Below are 13,833 nucleotides of genomic sequence, written 5' to 3' on the forward strand. Positions count from 1 at the left end.
ATGTTACGCACGATGCTGAAGTCGAAGGTCCATCGCGGGACCGTCACCCAGGCGAACCTGCACTACGTCGGGTCGGTCACGGTGGACGAGACGCTGATGGAGGCCGCGGACCTGCTCCCGGGCGAACTGGTGTCCATTGTGGACGTCACGAACGGGGCTCGGCTGGAGACCTACGTGATCCGCGGCGAGCGGGACAGCGGAGTGCTCGGCATCAACGGTGCGGCCGCGCACCTGGTGCATCCCGGTGACCTGGTCATCCTGATCTCCTACGCGCAGATGGAGTCCGCCGAGGCCGCCGCCTACCAGCCGCGGATCGTCTTCGTGGACAGCGACAACCGCATCGCGCACACCGGTGCCGACGCCGCCGCCGCGCCGGAGGGCTCCGGCCTGATCGGCGGCTCGGTCCTGGCCGGACCACAGGATGGCGAAATGGCCTTCCCGATGGCCGAAACGGTGGACGCCGCCCGCCTGGACGCGCTGCTCCACGCGGAAAGTTAGTCCTCCTTGCTCCTGGCGATCGACGTCGGCAACACCAACATCGTGCTCGGCCTGTATTCCGGCACCGAACTGGTCGGGGACTGGCGGATGCGAACCGACGCCCAGATGACCTCCGACGAACTGGCGCTCACCATGCGCGGGCTGCTGGGCGAGCGTGCCTCCGCCGTGACCGGGATCAGCGCGCTGTCCACCGTGCCCGCGGTGATGCGCGAGTTGCGGGTGATGCTGAGCCGGTACTACCCCCGGGTGCCCAAGGTGGTGGTCGAGCCCGGGCTGCGCACCGGGGTGCCGCTGCTGGTGGACAACCCGAGGGAGGTCGGCGGCGACCGGCTGGTGAACACGCTCGCCGCCCATCACCTGCACCGGACGGCCTGCGTCGTGGTGGACTTCGGAACCTCGACCAACGTGGACGCGATCTCCGCGCGAGGCGAGTTCCTGGGCGGCGCATTCGCACCCGGTATCGACATTTCGGTCGACGCGCTGGCCACGCGGGCGGCTGCGCTGCGCAAGGTGGAACTGGTCCGCCCCCGCTCGGTGATCGGCAAGAACACCGTGGAATGCCTGCAGTCGGGGATTCTCTACGGTTTTGCCGGGCAGGTGGACGGCCTGGTCCGGCGGATCGTTCGGGAGCTGACCGATGACGGGCCGGTCGCCGTGCTCGCGACCGGCGGGCTCGCCCCACTGGTGATCGGTGAATCCGAGACCATCACCGAACACGTCCCCGACCTGACCCTGCTGGGCCTGCGGCTGGCCTTCGAACGCCAGCAGCGCTGAAATTCAGCGGCGAGTGGCGCGCAGGGCCGTGGTGACCAGGGGGTAGACGAATTCACCCGAAGCGGTCTCCGGCGTCGACGAGAGGAAATCGTGGAGCCGTTCCAGGGTGGCGGCCCGCTCCTCGTCCGAGGCGACGAGCAGGTGCGAATGCGTGGCGACGGTGTCGACCAGGGTTTGCGCGGTGCGCGCGTGGCCGTGCTTGAACCGTTCCCGTTCGAACGGCCCGAATTCGTCGTGCTCGGGCAGTAAGGATTCCGACGACGACCAGCCCCGGCTCACGCTCGTGCGCGTCAACTCGGCGAAGGCGGCCACCCACGGCACCGAGTCGTCGTCGTGGTTCCACAGCGCCACCACGCTGCCGCCCGGCTTGAGCACGCGCGCGATCTCGGTCAGCGCCTCTTCCACGTCGAACCAGTGGAACGCCTGGCCGACCAGCACGGAGTCCACCTCGGCACCAGCCAGTGGGATTCGTTCGGCGACTCCGTCGAGCGCCGGTACCTCCGGATAGTGGCGGGTCAACTCGGCGCGCATGCCCGGGTCCGGCTCGACCGCGGTCACGCGCAGGCCGAGCGAGAGCAGTCCGCCGGTGAGCTTGCCCGTCCCCGCCCCGAGGTCGAGGACGTGCCGCGAGCCGGAGGGCAGGCCCCAGCGCAGGGCAGCGAGCGGGTAGTCGGGCCGGTGCTTGGCGTAGGCGGCGGCTTCGGAGCCGAAAGACCGCGATCGGCGTGACCACAGTTTGCGCTCGGACGTGGGTTCGATCACGCGTCAATCCTATTTTCGCCGACCTTTTCGCGTCGGCCGGCGCCGCGCCGCCGCCCGGCCGCCGACGCAAAGGTAATCCGGTTGGCCTAGCGAATCGGCGGCTTCGTACCCTAGGCGCATGACCGATTCCCCGGCTCCCGAGCGCCGCATGCCCGACGACGACCTGCCAGAACAGATGCGGGTCCGCCGGGCCAAGCGTGACCGGATTATCGCCGAGGGTGGGGAACCGTATCCGGTCGAGGTGCCGCGGACGCATAGCCTCGCCGAGGTCCGCGCCGCGCATTCCGACCTGGGAGTCGACGTCGCCACCGGTGAGATCGTCGGGGTGACCGGCCGCGTGATGTTCCTGCGTAACACCGGCAAACTCTGTTTCGCCACCCTGCGCGAAGGTGACGGTACCGAGTTGCAGGCGATGATCAGCCTGGCCGGTGCCGGCGCGGAGTCGCTCGCCGCCTGGAAAACCGACGTCGATCTGGGTGACCACGTTTTCGTGCATGGCGAGGTGATCACCTCCCGGCGGGGCGAGCTTTCCGTGCTGGCCGACCGTTGGCAGATCACCGCGAAAGCACTCCGGCCGCTGCCGGTCGCGCACCGGGAACTGGCCGAGGAAACCCGGGTCCGGCAACGTTACGTCGATCTCATCCTGCGCCCGAAGGCGCGGGACGTGGTGCGCACCCGGGCCACCGTGATGCGTTCACTACGGGACTCATTCCACCGTCGCGGATTCACCGAGGTGGAAACCCCGATGTTGCAGACGCTGCACGGCGGCGCCGCGGCCCGGCCGTTCGTCACCCACTCCAATGCCTTCGACATCGACCTCTATCTCCGTATCGCGCCGGAGCTCTACCTCAAGCGCTGCGTGGTCGGCGGGATCGAGAAGGTCTTCGAGATCAACCGCAACTTCCGTAACGAGGGCAGCGACTCGACGCATTCGCCGGAATTCGCCATGTTGGAGTTCTACGAGGCGTATGCCACATACGACACCAACGCGGTCATGACCAGGGAGCTGATCCAGGAGGCCGCCCAGGCGGTGTGCGGCGGCACCGAAGTCCTCCTCGCGGACGGGACGCCCTATGACCTATCGGGTGAATGGCCGGCCATCACGATGTACGGGTCGCTGTCGGACGCGCTCGGCGAGGAGGTCACCCCGGAGACCTCGGTGGAGAAGCTGCGCTCCTTCGCCCAGGCACGTGACCTGGAGGTGGATCCGAAACTCGGGCACGGCAAGCTCGTGGAAGAACTGTGGGAACACCTCGTCGGTGACCACCTGCACGAACCGACATTCGTGCGTGATTTCCCGGTCGAGACCTCGCCATTGACCCGGCAGCACCGCAGCCGGCCCGGCGTCGCCGAGAAGTGGGACCTCTACGTTCGGGGATTCGAGCTGGCCACCGGTTACTCCGAGCTGGTCGACCCGGTCGTCGAGCGGGATAGGCTCGCCGAGCAGGCGAGTTTGGCCGCGGCCGGAGATAGCGAAGCCATGCGGCTGGATGAAGATTTCCTCCGGGCCCTGGAGTACGGAATGCCCCCTTCCGGCGGGGTCGGAATGGGGATGGATCGCTTGCTCATGGCGCTCACCGGGCTGGGTATCCGCGAGACGATCCTCTTCCCGCTGGTGCGACCGCATTAACCAGGATTTGCACTGCGCCGTGATTCCGGGTATTAATGTCGTAGTCAATGGCTTCTGAGGGGGCACCAGCCCCTAAGCGAACATTCTGACTGGCGTTAAACAGGAGGAAACTGATGGCACAGAAGGTCCTGGTCTCCCTCGTCGACGACATCGACGGTTCGGAGGCGGACGAGACCGTCGAGTTCGGTTTGGACGGCATCAACTACCAGATCGATCTCTCCAGCGAAAATGCCGAGGAGCTGCGTGACGCGCTCGCGCAGTATGTCGAGCACGCGCGCCGTGCCGGCGGCCGTAAGCGCGCGGCGGGCCGCCCCTCGGCCAAGGCCGCCGTCGCGCGTCCGGCTTCGGTGGACCGCGAGCAGAACCAGGCGATCCGCGCCTGGGCTCGCAAGAACGGTTTCCAGGTTTCCGACCGCGGTCGTATCCCGTCCGAGGTCGTGGAGGCCTACCACAAGAAGAACTGAACGACCCGCTCGCCGCAGTGGAAGGGCCGCCGGATTGCTCCCGGCGGCCCTTCTGCTAACCCGGTGCCGCGCCATCATTCTTGAACAAAGTTCTTGTCGTGATACCTACCCGGCCGCATGTCAATGAGCGTGGCGAAATCACGGCGGAAGTGGGCACCGGGCTGATCCAGGCATGGCCCGGATCGCCCATTTGGGCGACCCAGGAGTGATTCCGGGATGCCGGGTAATCGTTTCCACAATCCCGCCCGGCGGCCGGCTCTCGCTGAGCGGGGCGGCACATTTGTGCACAGAACGCTGTTCGGCGGCGGAGTCGTCTTTGTTCAAGACATCCCCGGGACCATCGGGCTGAATGGGTTCCGTGATCGAACAGAGGATGCTCGCCGGTGCCGCGAGCGTATTCACCGACATCGTCCGTTCCGTCGAGCCCGCGCTGCTCGGGGCCAAGACCCCGTGCGAGGAGTACGACGTGCGCGCGCTGCTCAACCACCTCTTGTACTGGGGACCGTGGCTGGAGGCGGCGATCCGGAAACACCCGGCCCCGGCGGTCGAGGGTGGTGAGCGGGATGTGGACCTCGTCACCGGGAACTGGGCCGTGCGGTTCGAGAAGCAGGTGGACGGACTGCTCGACGCGTCGGCTCAGCCGGGTGCCTTCGAAGGAACGACCAGCATGGGGGGCGGGGAGTTGCCCGCGTCGATGGTCGCCGAGATGGTCCTCACGGAATGGGTCGTGCACGGGTGGGATCTCGCGAGGGCGCTCGGGCGTCCGTTCACGTGTGACGAGGCGGCCATCGACGGCACGGAGGCACTTCGTGCCTCCGTGCCGTCGATGGCCGCCCTGGGGCGCGAGATGGGGATTTTCGGCCCCGAGGTGTTCGTCCCCGAGACCGCCCCAGCGCTGGACCGTGTGCTCGGCCACCTCGGCCGTGACCCTATGTGGTGAACGTCACCTAGGGTGAATGCGGGGACATTCCTCGCATTCGGATTCGCCCGGAAGCAGGTAGGAGAAGCAACAGCTTTCGCGGCGGCGATGCCAGCGGCGCCCCTCGTCGAGGCGGAGGGTGGAGGCGGAGGTAAGCGGTTTGTACCGGGCGTCGAGGACCAGGGCCGCGTCAACGACGCCCGCACCCTCGTCGCCGCCCTGCCGCCCTGCCCACCACAACGAGTTGTCGAGCGCGTCCGTGGCCGCGGCCCACAGCATTCGCCTGCCCAGCCTGCTGATCGGGGCGTAGGCGCGGACGAACTGGGCGGCGTGGGCGAGGTAGCGGGCGCGGAACACGGCGGCCAGCGCCCGTTCGCCGGCGACCACGGTGGCTTCCGGGCGGCCCGAGCCGGGATCGCCGGGCAGGCAGTAGAAGTCCTTGCCCAGTACCGCTATCCCGTCCGGATGCGGCCGGCCGGCGCCCAGGGAGAAGGCGAGCTCGCCCGGGCGTAGCGACGGAACCCGGCGCTCGTGGTGTAGCAGCAGCGAGCCCGCGTAGGACGGCACGTACAGGTACCACGACATCACGTAGCCGGCGGTCGTCTGAAGCGGTGCTTCGCCGAAGCGTTCCCGCAGCCAGCCCCCGAGGAGCTTCCGCCAGCGCTCGAAACCGGCCGGATCCGCGAGCAGATCGGCGCACCGCTGCCAGGATCGCGGCAGTCCGTGGCGCAACTCACAGCGGTTCTGAAGGCCCGCCACCCGCAGGATGGAATGCTCCAGCCCGCCGGAGGTCCGAGCGTGGCGCGCGGTGCAAATCGCGGGCCTCCCTTGCTCCACCCGGGTGGTTAGGTCTGCCTTACCTTACCGGGTTTTCGTCATCGCGCCATGGGGGTAACCAGGTTGTGTTCGCGCTGAGCGGACAAGGGGCCGCGACGGAATCCACTGGGGCACCACTACGTTGGACAGGAAGTCAGCTACCAGCGAAGACGTGAGACCGGCGAGAGCCGGCAGAGTCGACTTCTGTGACCGAATCAGTCCCGGTGGTCCTCCGGTGCGACCGGTTGGCTACTACAGTGGACCTACGGTGCTGAATCCGCCCGCGACACGGCGGAGGCTTCACCGCCGGCGCAGCAGTCGAGGGAGTGGGAATGTTCGAGAGGTTCACCGACCGCGCGAGGCGGGTGGTCGTTCTGGCTCAGGAAGAAGCCAGGATGCTCAACCACAACTACATCGGCACCGAGCACATCCTTTTGGGTTTGATCCATGAGGGTGAGGGTGTCGCCGCCAAGGCGCTCGAGTCGTTGGGTATCGCGCTGGAGGGTGTGCGCCAGCAGGTCGAGGAGATCATCGGCCAGGGCCAGCAGGCTCCGAGCGGGCACATTCCCTTCACACCGCGGGCGAAGAAGGTGCTCGAGCTGTCGTTGCGCGAGGCGCTGCAGCTCGGTCACAACTACATCGGTACCGAGCACATCCTGCTCGGGTTGATCCGTGAGGGTGAGGGCGTGGCCGCGCAGGTGCTGGTCAAGCTCGGCGCGGATCTGAACCGCGTGCGGCAGCAGGTGCTGCAGTTGCTGTCCGGTTACCAGGGCAAGGAGCCGGCCGAGGCGGGCGCGGGCCGTGGCGAGGGCACGCCGTCTTCGTCGCTGGTGCTGGATCAGTTCGGGCGCAACCTGACCGTCTCCGCCCGCGAGGGCAAGCTGGACCCGGTGATCGGGCGCAGCAAGGAGATCGAGCGGGTCATGCAGGTGCTGTCGCGGCGCACCAAGAACAACCCCGTGCTGATCGGTGAGCCCGGTGTCGGCAAGACCGCGGTGGTCGAGGGCCTGGCGCAGAACATCGTCAAGGGCGAGGTCCCGGAGACGCTGAAGGACAAGCAGCTCTACACGCTGGACCTGGGTTCCCTGGTGGCGGGTTCGCGCTACCGCGGTGACTTCGAAGAGCGCCTGAAGAAGGTGCTCAAGGAGATCAAGACCCGCGGCGACATCATCCTGTTCATCGACGAGTTGCACACGCTCGTCGGCGCGGGCGCGGCGGAGGGTGCGATCGACGCGGCGTCGATCCTCAAACCGATGCTGGCCCGGGGCGAGCTGCAGACCATCGGCGCGACCACGCTCGAGGAGTACCGCAAGTACATCGAGAAGGACGCCGCGCTGGAGCGCCGGTTCCAGCCGATCCAGGTCGGTGAGCCGTCGCTGGAGCACACCATCGAGATCCTCAAGGGTCTGCGTGACCGGTACGAGGCGCACCACCGGGTGTCGATCACCGACTCCGCGCTGGTCGCCGCGGCCACCCTGGCCGACCGGTACATCAACGACCGGTTCCTGCCGGACAAGGCCATCGACCTGATCGACGAGGCCGGGGCCCGGATGCGCATCCGCCGGATGACCGCGCCGCCGGACCTGCGGGAGTTCGACGAGCGGATCGCCGCGGTGCGCCGTGACAAGGAGTCGGCGATCGACGCGCAGGACTTCGAGCGTGCCGCGCGGTTGCGGGACGAGGAGAAGACCCTCCTTGGCCAGAAGTCCGAGCGGGAGAAGCAGTGGAAGGACGGTGACCTGGACGTCGTCGCGGAGGTCGACGACGAGCAGATCGCCGAGGTCCTGGCCAACTGGACCGGTATCCCGGTGTTCAAGCTCACCGAGGAGGAGACCACGCGTCTGCTCCGCATGGAGGATGAGCTGCACAAGCGGATCATCGGGCAGGAGGATGCGGTCAGGGCCGTGTCGCAGGCCATCCGTCGCACCCGTGCCGGCCTGAAGGACCCCAAGCGCCCGTCCGGTTCGTTCATCTTCGCCGGCCCGTCCGGTGTCGGTAAGACCGAGCTGTCCAAGGCGCTGGCGAACTTCCTGTTCGGCGAGGACGACGCGCTCATCCAGATCGACATGGGCGAGTTCCACGACCGTTACACCGCCTCGCGGCTGTTCGGTGCCCCTCCCGGGTACGTCGGCTACGAGGAGGGCGGCCAGCTCACCGAGAAGGTGCGGCGCAAGCCGTTCTCCGTGGTGCTTTTCGACGAGATCGAGAAGGCGCACCAGGAGATTTACAACACCTTGCTGCAGGTGCTGGAGGACGGCCGTCTCACCGATGGCCAGGGCCGCACGGTCGACTTCAAGAACACGGTGCTGATCTTCACCTCGAACCTGGGCACGCAGGACATCTCCAAGTCCGTGAGCCTCGGCTTCTCTTCCGGTAGCGACGAGGGATCGCGCTACGACAAGATGAAGCAGAAGGTCAACGAGGAGATGAAGAAGCACTTCCGGCCCGAGTTCCTCAACCGGATCGACGACATCATCGTCTTCCACCAGCTCACCCAGGAGCAGATCATCCAGATGGTGGACCTGATGGTGTCCCGGGTGGAGGGCCAGCTCAGGGCCAAGGACATGGCCATCGAGCTGACCGACAAGGCGAAGGCGCTGCTGGCCAAGCGCGGCTTCGACCCCGTGCTCGGCGCCCGTCCGCTGCGCCGGACCATCCAGCGGGAAATCGAGGACCAGCTCTCCGAGAAGATCCTGTTCGGCGAGGTCCAGCCGGGCCAGATCATCATCGTCGACGTCGAGGGCTGGAGCGGGAACCCCGAGGACAAGGACGACAAGGCGCACTTCACCTTCCGTGGTGAGCCGAAGCCGCTCGAGGTCCCGGACGCCCCGCCGGTCAGTATCGGCGCGAGCAACGACCCGCGCCGCGAGGTCGAAGGCGACTGAGCCCAAGCGCCGCAGCGTTGCCCCCAGGGACACCGTTCCCTGGGGGCTTCGTTATGCCGCACCACGCGAGTCGGCCTTTCGCACCACGCGAGTCGGGCTTTGGTGACATGCGAGTCGGGCTTTGGTGACATGCGAGTCGGCCTTTGGTGACATGCGAGTCGGGCTTTGGTGTCGCGTGAGTCGGGCTTTGGTGACATGCGAGTCGGGCTTTCGTGTCGCGTGAGTCCGGTAGTCGCTCCCTGCGCCTGACGCTCCGCCGACCTGACCGGGTGCCGCATCGTTGCCGAGGCGGCGTATTCGGGGTGCCGGATGTGAGAGTCTGGGCGGGCTGAGGGGAGTCCGATGAACGTCCTGGCGATTGACTTCGGTACGTCGAGCACTGTCGCGGTGCTGTCCGCGTTCGGGCGGGGACCGCGGGCGATCGAGATCGACGGGTCGGTGACCATGTCTTCGGCGGTGTTCGCCTACGAGGACGGGACGCTCGTCGTCGGTCAGGACGCCGAGCGCCGCGCACGGCTCGACCCGGCGAGGTTCGAACCCAAACCCAAAAGACGCATCGACGAGGGCGCCCTGCTGCTCGGTACCGACGTCGTGCAGGTGACCGGCGCGCTCGCCGCCGTGCTCCGGCGGGTCGGCGAGGAGGCCGAGCGGCAGCTTTCCGGCCAGCGGTTCGACCAGGTCCGCATCTCGCATCCCGCGCGCTGGGGCTCGACCCGGCAGGCCACGCTCCGGCAGGCCGCGATCAAGGCGGGCTTCGGCCCGTCCCCGATCCTGGTGCCCGAACCGGTCGCCGCGGCCGCGCACTACGCCTCGCAGAGTTCGAGGCAGCTCGCGCCGGGCAACGCGCTCGCGGTCTACGACCTCGGGGCGGGCACCTTCGACTGCGCGGTCGTCGGGGTGACGGCGCGGGGGTTCACCGTGCTGGCCGACAACGGTCTGCCCGATCTGGGCAGCCTCGACATCGACCAGGCGCTGCTGGTGCACATCGGCCGCCAGATCTCCCATCAGGACCCGGCCCAGTGGCAGCGGCTGCTGCGCCCGGAGAGCCTGGCCGACCGGCGGTTGTGGCGTGCGCTGATGCAGGACGTGCGCGACGCCAAGGAAACGCTTTCGCGGCATTCGCACACGGCCGGACTCGCGCTGGATGCCGGCCGCGTGGTGAGTACCGAGGTCCCTGGTGGGCGGTCTGTCAGGCTCTCAGCAGGAACTCCCCCAGCCGGCGGATCGTAGGAAGACCATGGAGACGGACAGCCCGACAACATCGCCTGCTCAGGAAGAGCAAAGGAACCGTCGGCACACTGTGCGCATGATCGTGTTCGCGGTGTTGGCCGCGCTGTTCGTCATGTTGGCCGCGCTGCGCCTGCTGGGCATCGACGGCAACCGGTACACCGCCGCGCTGATCGCCCTCACGCCCTACTGGACCGCCGGTGGGCTGGTGCTCGGGGTCCTGGCGCTGGCCATGCGGCACTGGTGGATCGGCGTCGGGGTGGTGGCCGTTTCGGTGGCGCTGACGGCCGCCCTGTTGCCGCGGCTGGTACCGGCGACCGAACCGGCCGCCTCCGGCAAGCAGTTGCGGATCATGTCATCGAATCTGTATCTGGGCCAGGCCGATGCCAAGAGCGTGGTTCAGCTGGTCCGCGACCACGGCGTCGACGTGCTCAACATGCTCGAGCTCACGCCTTCGGAGGTGGCGGAGTTCGAGCGGGCGGGGCTGTTCGACCTGCTGCCCTACCGGGTGCTGGAACCGGACAGCGGGGGAGCCGGTTCCGGCATCGCGTCGCGTTACCCGCTGACGAAGCTTTCGCTGACCGTCCCCTCACTGCTCGCGCAACCGAGCGCGCGGGTCGATCTCGGCGGTATCTCGGTCGAGGTGGTCGCCATACACCCGATCCCGCCCGTGACCTCGGCGTCGGTCTGGGCGAAGGAGATGGCGGAACTGCCCGGACCCGGCGATTCGGTGCGGATTCTCGCGGGCGATTTCAACGCGACCCTCGACCACGCGGCGTTCCGGCGCTTGCTGGCCAGGGGCTACGCCGATGCGGGCGAACGCCGCGGCTCGGGTTTCGTCCCCACCTGGCCCAGCGATTCGTTCCCGCCGCCGGTGACGATCGACCACGTGGTCGTCGACCCGAGAGTCGCGGTGAACGACTACCAGGTCCTGGACGTGCCCGGCTCCGATCACCGCGCCGTTTACGCGCGGCTTACCCTGCCTTGAGCTTGGCGTCGAGGGCGGTGAGCGTGTCCACGGCACGATAGGGAAGCGAAATGCCCCGGTTGTGCCTGACCTCCGGATCGCGCGGATTGATCCTGATCAGCGCGCCGGTCGCCGCGCTGGCCAGTTCGGCGTAACGCCGGACGGTCGGCACCGCCTTGCCCGCCCCCAGTTCGAGGACGACCGGGCGCGGATATCTTCGCCGCCACTCGGCCAGCTCACGCAGTTGCTGGTCGCTGCGCTGAGAGATCCACTCGAAATCGCTGAACATCAGGATGTTCGGCCGGGCGAGCCGGCCGCAGTGCGCGCACTCCGGCAGCGGCGGTTTCGCACGGAGGTTCTCGTCGACGGTCAACTGCAGGTCGACGGCGGACCAGATGTCCGGGCGGCACGGGCGGGCGCACTGCAGGTGGTGGATGGAGCCGTGCACCTCGGCGACGAGCCGGAAGCCGGCCTTCTGGAAATGACCGTCCACATTGGAGGTGAGGACCGCGGTCGGCTTGCGCCTGCCCCACTCCAGGAGCACTCCGAACCCTTCGTGGGGCTCGGTTTCCCGGTAGAGGTCCAGCCGGTAACCGTAGAATCCCCAGGCCAGCTCCGGGTCGTCGGCGAAATGCTGCGGGTCGGCGAGCTTCGCGAAACTCAGGCCGAGCCGCGCATAGGGTGGGTAGGCACGCCAGAATCCCTCGTTGCCGCGGTAGTCGGGCAGCCCGGAATCCACGCCCATGCCGGCGCCCGCGCACACCAGTATCGCGTCCGCACCGGCGATCAGTTCGGCCGCTTCGTCCAGCGGATGGCTACTCGTCACTGCCCAGTGACACGACCTCGAACTCCAACAGGTTCGCGCCGCTGGCGACCGGCTTCGGCCGCTCGCCCGAGTGGGCCTCGATCGCGGGACCCTCGGCCCACGCCTTGAATGCCTCCTCGGACTCCCACTTCGTGTAGACGAAGTAGCGAGTCTCGCCCGCGACGGGGCGGAGCAGTTCGAAGCCGAGGAAACCGGGCTGCTTGTCCACCGCGTGCAGGCGGTTCGCGAACCGCCGCTCCAGTTCGGGGCCCGCGCCTTCCGGCACCTCGATAGCGTTGATCTTCACGACTGCCATGCGTCCAGCCTACTCATCGCCGTAACCGATCCAACTCCGCGAGCACAACGCCTTGTGGGGGCGCACTGAACCGCTGGGGTGGGGCCCGTCCCCACAAAGCCCCCGGACCCCCTTGCCGCGGTCTGCTGTAATGGGCGGGTGAAGGTCGACTTCGGCGGGCGGGGGCAGCCGATCGTGTTGCTGCACGGCCTGATGGGCCGGGCCCGCACGTGGTGGCAGGTGGCGCAGTGGCTCACCCGGTACGGGCGAGTCGTCGGGCTCGACGCGCGTGGGCACGGGCGGGGACCGCGTGGTGGGCCGTGGACGACCGAGCAGTTCGTCGCCGACGCGGCCGGGCTGGTGCGGTCCCTGGACGAACCCGCCGTGGTGATCGGGCATTCGATGGGCGGGCTCCACGCCTGGGCGCTGGCCGCGACTCACCCCGAACTGGTGCGCGCGGTGGTGGTCGAGGACATGGCGCCGGACCAGCGTGGCGGGACCGTGGACGCATGGCGGGGCTATTTCGACTCGTGGCCCGTGCCGTTCCAGTCGCTGGCCCACGTCCGGGAGTTCTTCGGCAGCACCGGAAACTACTTCGCCGAGTGCATGGCCGAGCGCGCCGACGGCTACCACCTCATGGCGGATCTCGACGACCTGTACGAGGTCGCCGCGGAGTGGGGGCGGCGCGAATACTGGTCGCTGGTCGACGGCATCAAGTGCCCGCTGCTGGTGATCGAGGCCGGGCACAGCCTGATGCCGCCGGGCCAGCAGGCGGAGATGGCGGCACGCGTTCCCGACGGCCGTCACCTCGTCGTTGCCGGCGCCGGTCACGTCGTCCACGACGAGGCCCCGGACGAATACCGAGGCGCCGTCGAAGCCTTCCTCTCCGAAATCCTCAGTCGTTAGCGGAAACCTCGCCAGGCAGGGCGAACCGGTCGTCGGCCGTCTGCTCGACCAGTCCGTCGACCAGAAGCGAGTCGAGGCAACGGTCCCGTTGGCCCGCGTCCGGCCACACCATGTCGAGGCGGCCCTTCTGGACGGGTTCCTCGGTTCCGCGCAACACGTCCAGCAGTAACCCGCGAACCTGCCGGTCGGTTCCGGCGAATTTCTGCACGGCCTTGGCCGGTCCGGTATACGCCGGCCGGCCCGCCCGTTGCCAGGCGCACCGGTCGTAGATCGGGCAGTCGGCGCACCGCGGTGCGCGCGCCGTGCAAACCAGCGCCCCGAGTTCCATCAGTGCGGCGGAAAACCGGGCCGCACGGGCTTCGGCGACGGGCAGCAGCGCGTCGACATCGGCCATGTCCCGGGTGTTCGAAGCCGGACCCGCGTCGCCCGCGCCGTGCACCGCGCGGGCCACGACTCGCCGGACGTTGGTGTCGACCACCGGCGCCCGCTTGCCGTAGGCGAAGGCGGCGACCGCGCGGGCGGTGTACGCGCCGATTCCCGGCAGCGCCAGCAGAGTGTCCACGTCGGATGGAACGGCGTCGCCGTGCTCGGTGGCGATCGCCGTCGCCGCCTCGTGCAGGCGCAGCGCCCGCCGCGGGTAGCCGAGCTTGCCCCAAGCTCGAAGCACCTCGCCCTGGCCGGCGGACGCCAGCGCCGACGGGACCGGCCAGCGCGCCATCCAGTCCTGCCAGACCGGCTGGACGCGGGCGACCGGCGTCTGCTGCAACATGATCTCGCTGACCAGCACGCCCCACGGGGTGCAGTCGGCGTGCCGCCACGGCAGGTCACGCCCGCGCACGTCGAACCAGTCGATCAGAGTCTCGGCATCGATAGGCACCGGCTCAG

General features: G+C 68.3%; 13 protein-coding genes and 1 pseudogene. 9 read left to right on the forward strand and 5 right to left on the reverse strand.

All coding sequences use genetic code 11. The features are described from left to right. Both panD and VJT49_RS25785 read left to right on the forward strand, forming a co-directional pair. A complete protein-coding gene (gene panD, locus VJT49_RS25780) occupies positions 1–498 on the forward strand; it encodes an aspartate 1-decarboxylase (protein ID WP_324167506.1) in 498 nt (165 codons plus the stop codon). 6 nt (positions 499–504) lie between these two features. Then, the gene (locus VJT49_RS25785) at positions 505–1,272 is read left to right on the forward strand and encodes a type III pantothenate kinase (protein ID WP_324167507.1); all 768 of its coding nucleotides are present in this window, start codon (positions 505–507) and stop codon (positions 1,270–1,272) included. A gap of 3 nt (positions 1,273–1,275) precedes the next feature. On the opposite strand, the gene VJT49_RS25790 is transcribed toward VJT49_RS25785, so the two are convergent. After that, positions 1,276–2,034 (reverse strand): class I SAM-dependent methyltransferase, encoded by a 759-nt coding sequence (locus tag VJT49_RS25790; RefSeq protein ID WP_324167508.1) that lies wholly within the window; start codon positions 2,032–2,034, stop codon positions 1,276–1,278. Positions 2,035–2,152: 118 nt separating this feature from the next. Between VJT49_RS25790 and lysS the strand changes: the two genes are divergently transcribed. From lysS to VJT49_RS25805, 3 genes are all read left to right on the forward strand, one after another. Then, on the forward strand, positions 2,153–3,664 hold the full coding sequence (gene lysS / locus VJT49_RS25795; protein WP_324167509.1) for a lysine--tRNA ligase: 1,512 nt from the start codon (positions 2,153–2,155) through the stop codon (positions 3,662–3,664). A 113-nt stretch (positions 3,665–3,777) separates the two neighbouring features. Continuing rightward, positions 3,778–4,128 (forward strand): Lsr2 family protein, encoded by a 351-nt coding sequence (locus VJT49_RS25800; protein WP_324167510.1) that lies wholly within the window; start codon positions 3,778–3,780, stop codon positions 4,126–4,128. Between the two features lie 349 nt (positions 4,129–4,477). Next, positions 4,478–5,068, forward strand: coding sequence for a TIGR03086 family metal-binding protein (locus tag VJT49_RS25805; protein ID WP_324167511.1), 591 nt, complete (start codon positions 4,478–4,480; stop codon positions 5,066–5,068). Between the two features lie 3 nt (positions 5,069–5,071). Here VJT49_RS25805 and VJT49_RS25810 read toward each other — a convergent pair whose 3' ends face one another. Then, positions 5,072–5,806: a (2Fe-2S)-binding protein gene (locus VJT49_RS25810; protein WP_324167512.1), complete on the reverse strand. Its 735-nt coding sequence runs from the start codon at positions 5,804–5,806 to the stop codon at positions 5,072–5,074. A gap of 389 nt (positions 5,807–6,195) precedes the next feature. On the opposite strand from VJT49_RS25810, the gene VJT49_RS25815 reads away from it, so the two are divergent. The 3 genes and pseudogenes from VJT49_RS25815 (at position 6,196) to VJT49_RS25825 (ending at position 10,963) form a co-directional block, all read left to right on the forward strand. Continuing rightward, positions 6,196–8,748 (forward strand): ATP-dependent Clp protease ATP-binding subunit, encoded by a 2,553-nt coding sequence (locus VJT49_RS25815; protein WP_324167513.1) that lies wholly within the window; start codon positions 6,196–6,198, stop codon positions 8,746–8,748. A gap of 342 nt (positions 8,749–9,090) precedes the next feature. After that, a pseudogene (locus tag VJT49_RS25820) lies at positions 9,091–9,876 on the forward strand (Hsp70 family protein); the annotation flags it as partial. A gap of 178 nt (positions 9,877–10,054) precedes the next feature. Then, positions 10,055–10,963: an endonuclease/exonuclease/phosphatase family protein gene (locus VJT49_RS25825; RefSeq protein WP_324167514.1), complete on the forward strand. Its 909-nt coding sequence runs from the start codon at positions 10,055–10,057 to the stop codon at positions 10,961–10,963. Here the strand turns inward: VJT49_RS25825 and VJT49_RS25830 are convergent. Together VJT49_RS25830 and VJT49_RS25835 are read right to left on the reverse strand one after the other, a co-directional pair. Further along, positions 10,950–11,768, reverse strand: a complete 819-nt coding sequence (locus VJT49_RS25830) for an SIR2 family NAD-dependent protein deacylase (protein WP_324167515.1) — start codon at positions 11,766–11,768, stop codon at positions 10,950–10,952. The two genes, VJT49_RS25825 and VJT49_RS25830, sit on opposite strands and share 14 nt — an antisense overlap. Then, positions 11,758–12,063, reverse strand: a complete 306-nt coding sequence (locus tag VJT49_RS25835) for an antibiotic biosynthesis monooxygenase (RefSeq protein ID WP_324167516.1) — start codon at positions 12,061–12,063, stop codon at positions 11,758–11,760. The genes VJT49_RS25830 and VJT49_RS25835 overlap by 11 nt, the downstream gene beginning before the upstream one ends. Positions 12,064–12,201: 138 nt before the next feature. Here VJT49_RS25835 and VJT49_RS25840 point away from each other — a divergent pair, with 138 nt between their 5' ends. Further along, entirely contained in the window at positions 12,202–12,948 is a 747-nt protein-coding gene (locus VJT49_RS25840; RefSeq protein ID WP_324167517.1) for an alpha/beta hydrolase, read from the forward strand. Here the strand turns inward: VJT49_RS25840 and VJT49_RS25845 are convergent. Further along, entirely contained in the window at positions 12,938–13,825 is an 888-nt protein-coding gene (locus VJT49_RS25845; RefSeq protein ID WP_324167518.1) for an A/G-specific adenine glycosylase, read from the reverse strand. The two genes, VJT49_RS25840 and VJT49_RS25845, sit on opposite strands and share 11 nt — an antisense overlap. Between the last annotated feature and the right edge of the window lie 8 nt (positions 13,826–13,833).

It is taken from the genome of Amycolatopsis sp., from assembly GCF_035276945.1.
In the GTDB taxonomy this organism is placed as follows: domain Bacteria; phylum Actinomycetota; class Actinomycetes; order Mycobacteriales; family Pseudonocardiaceae; genus Amycolatopsis_E.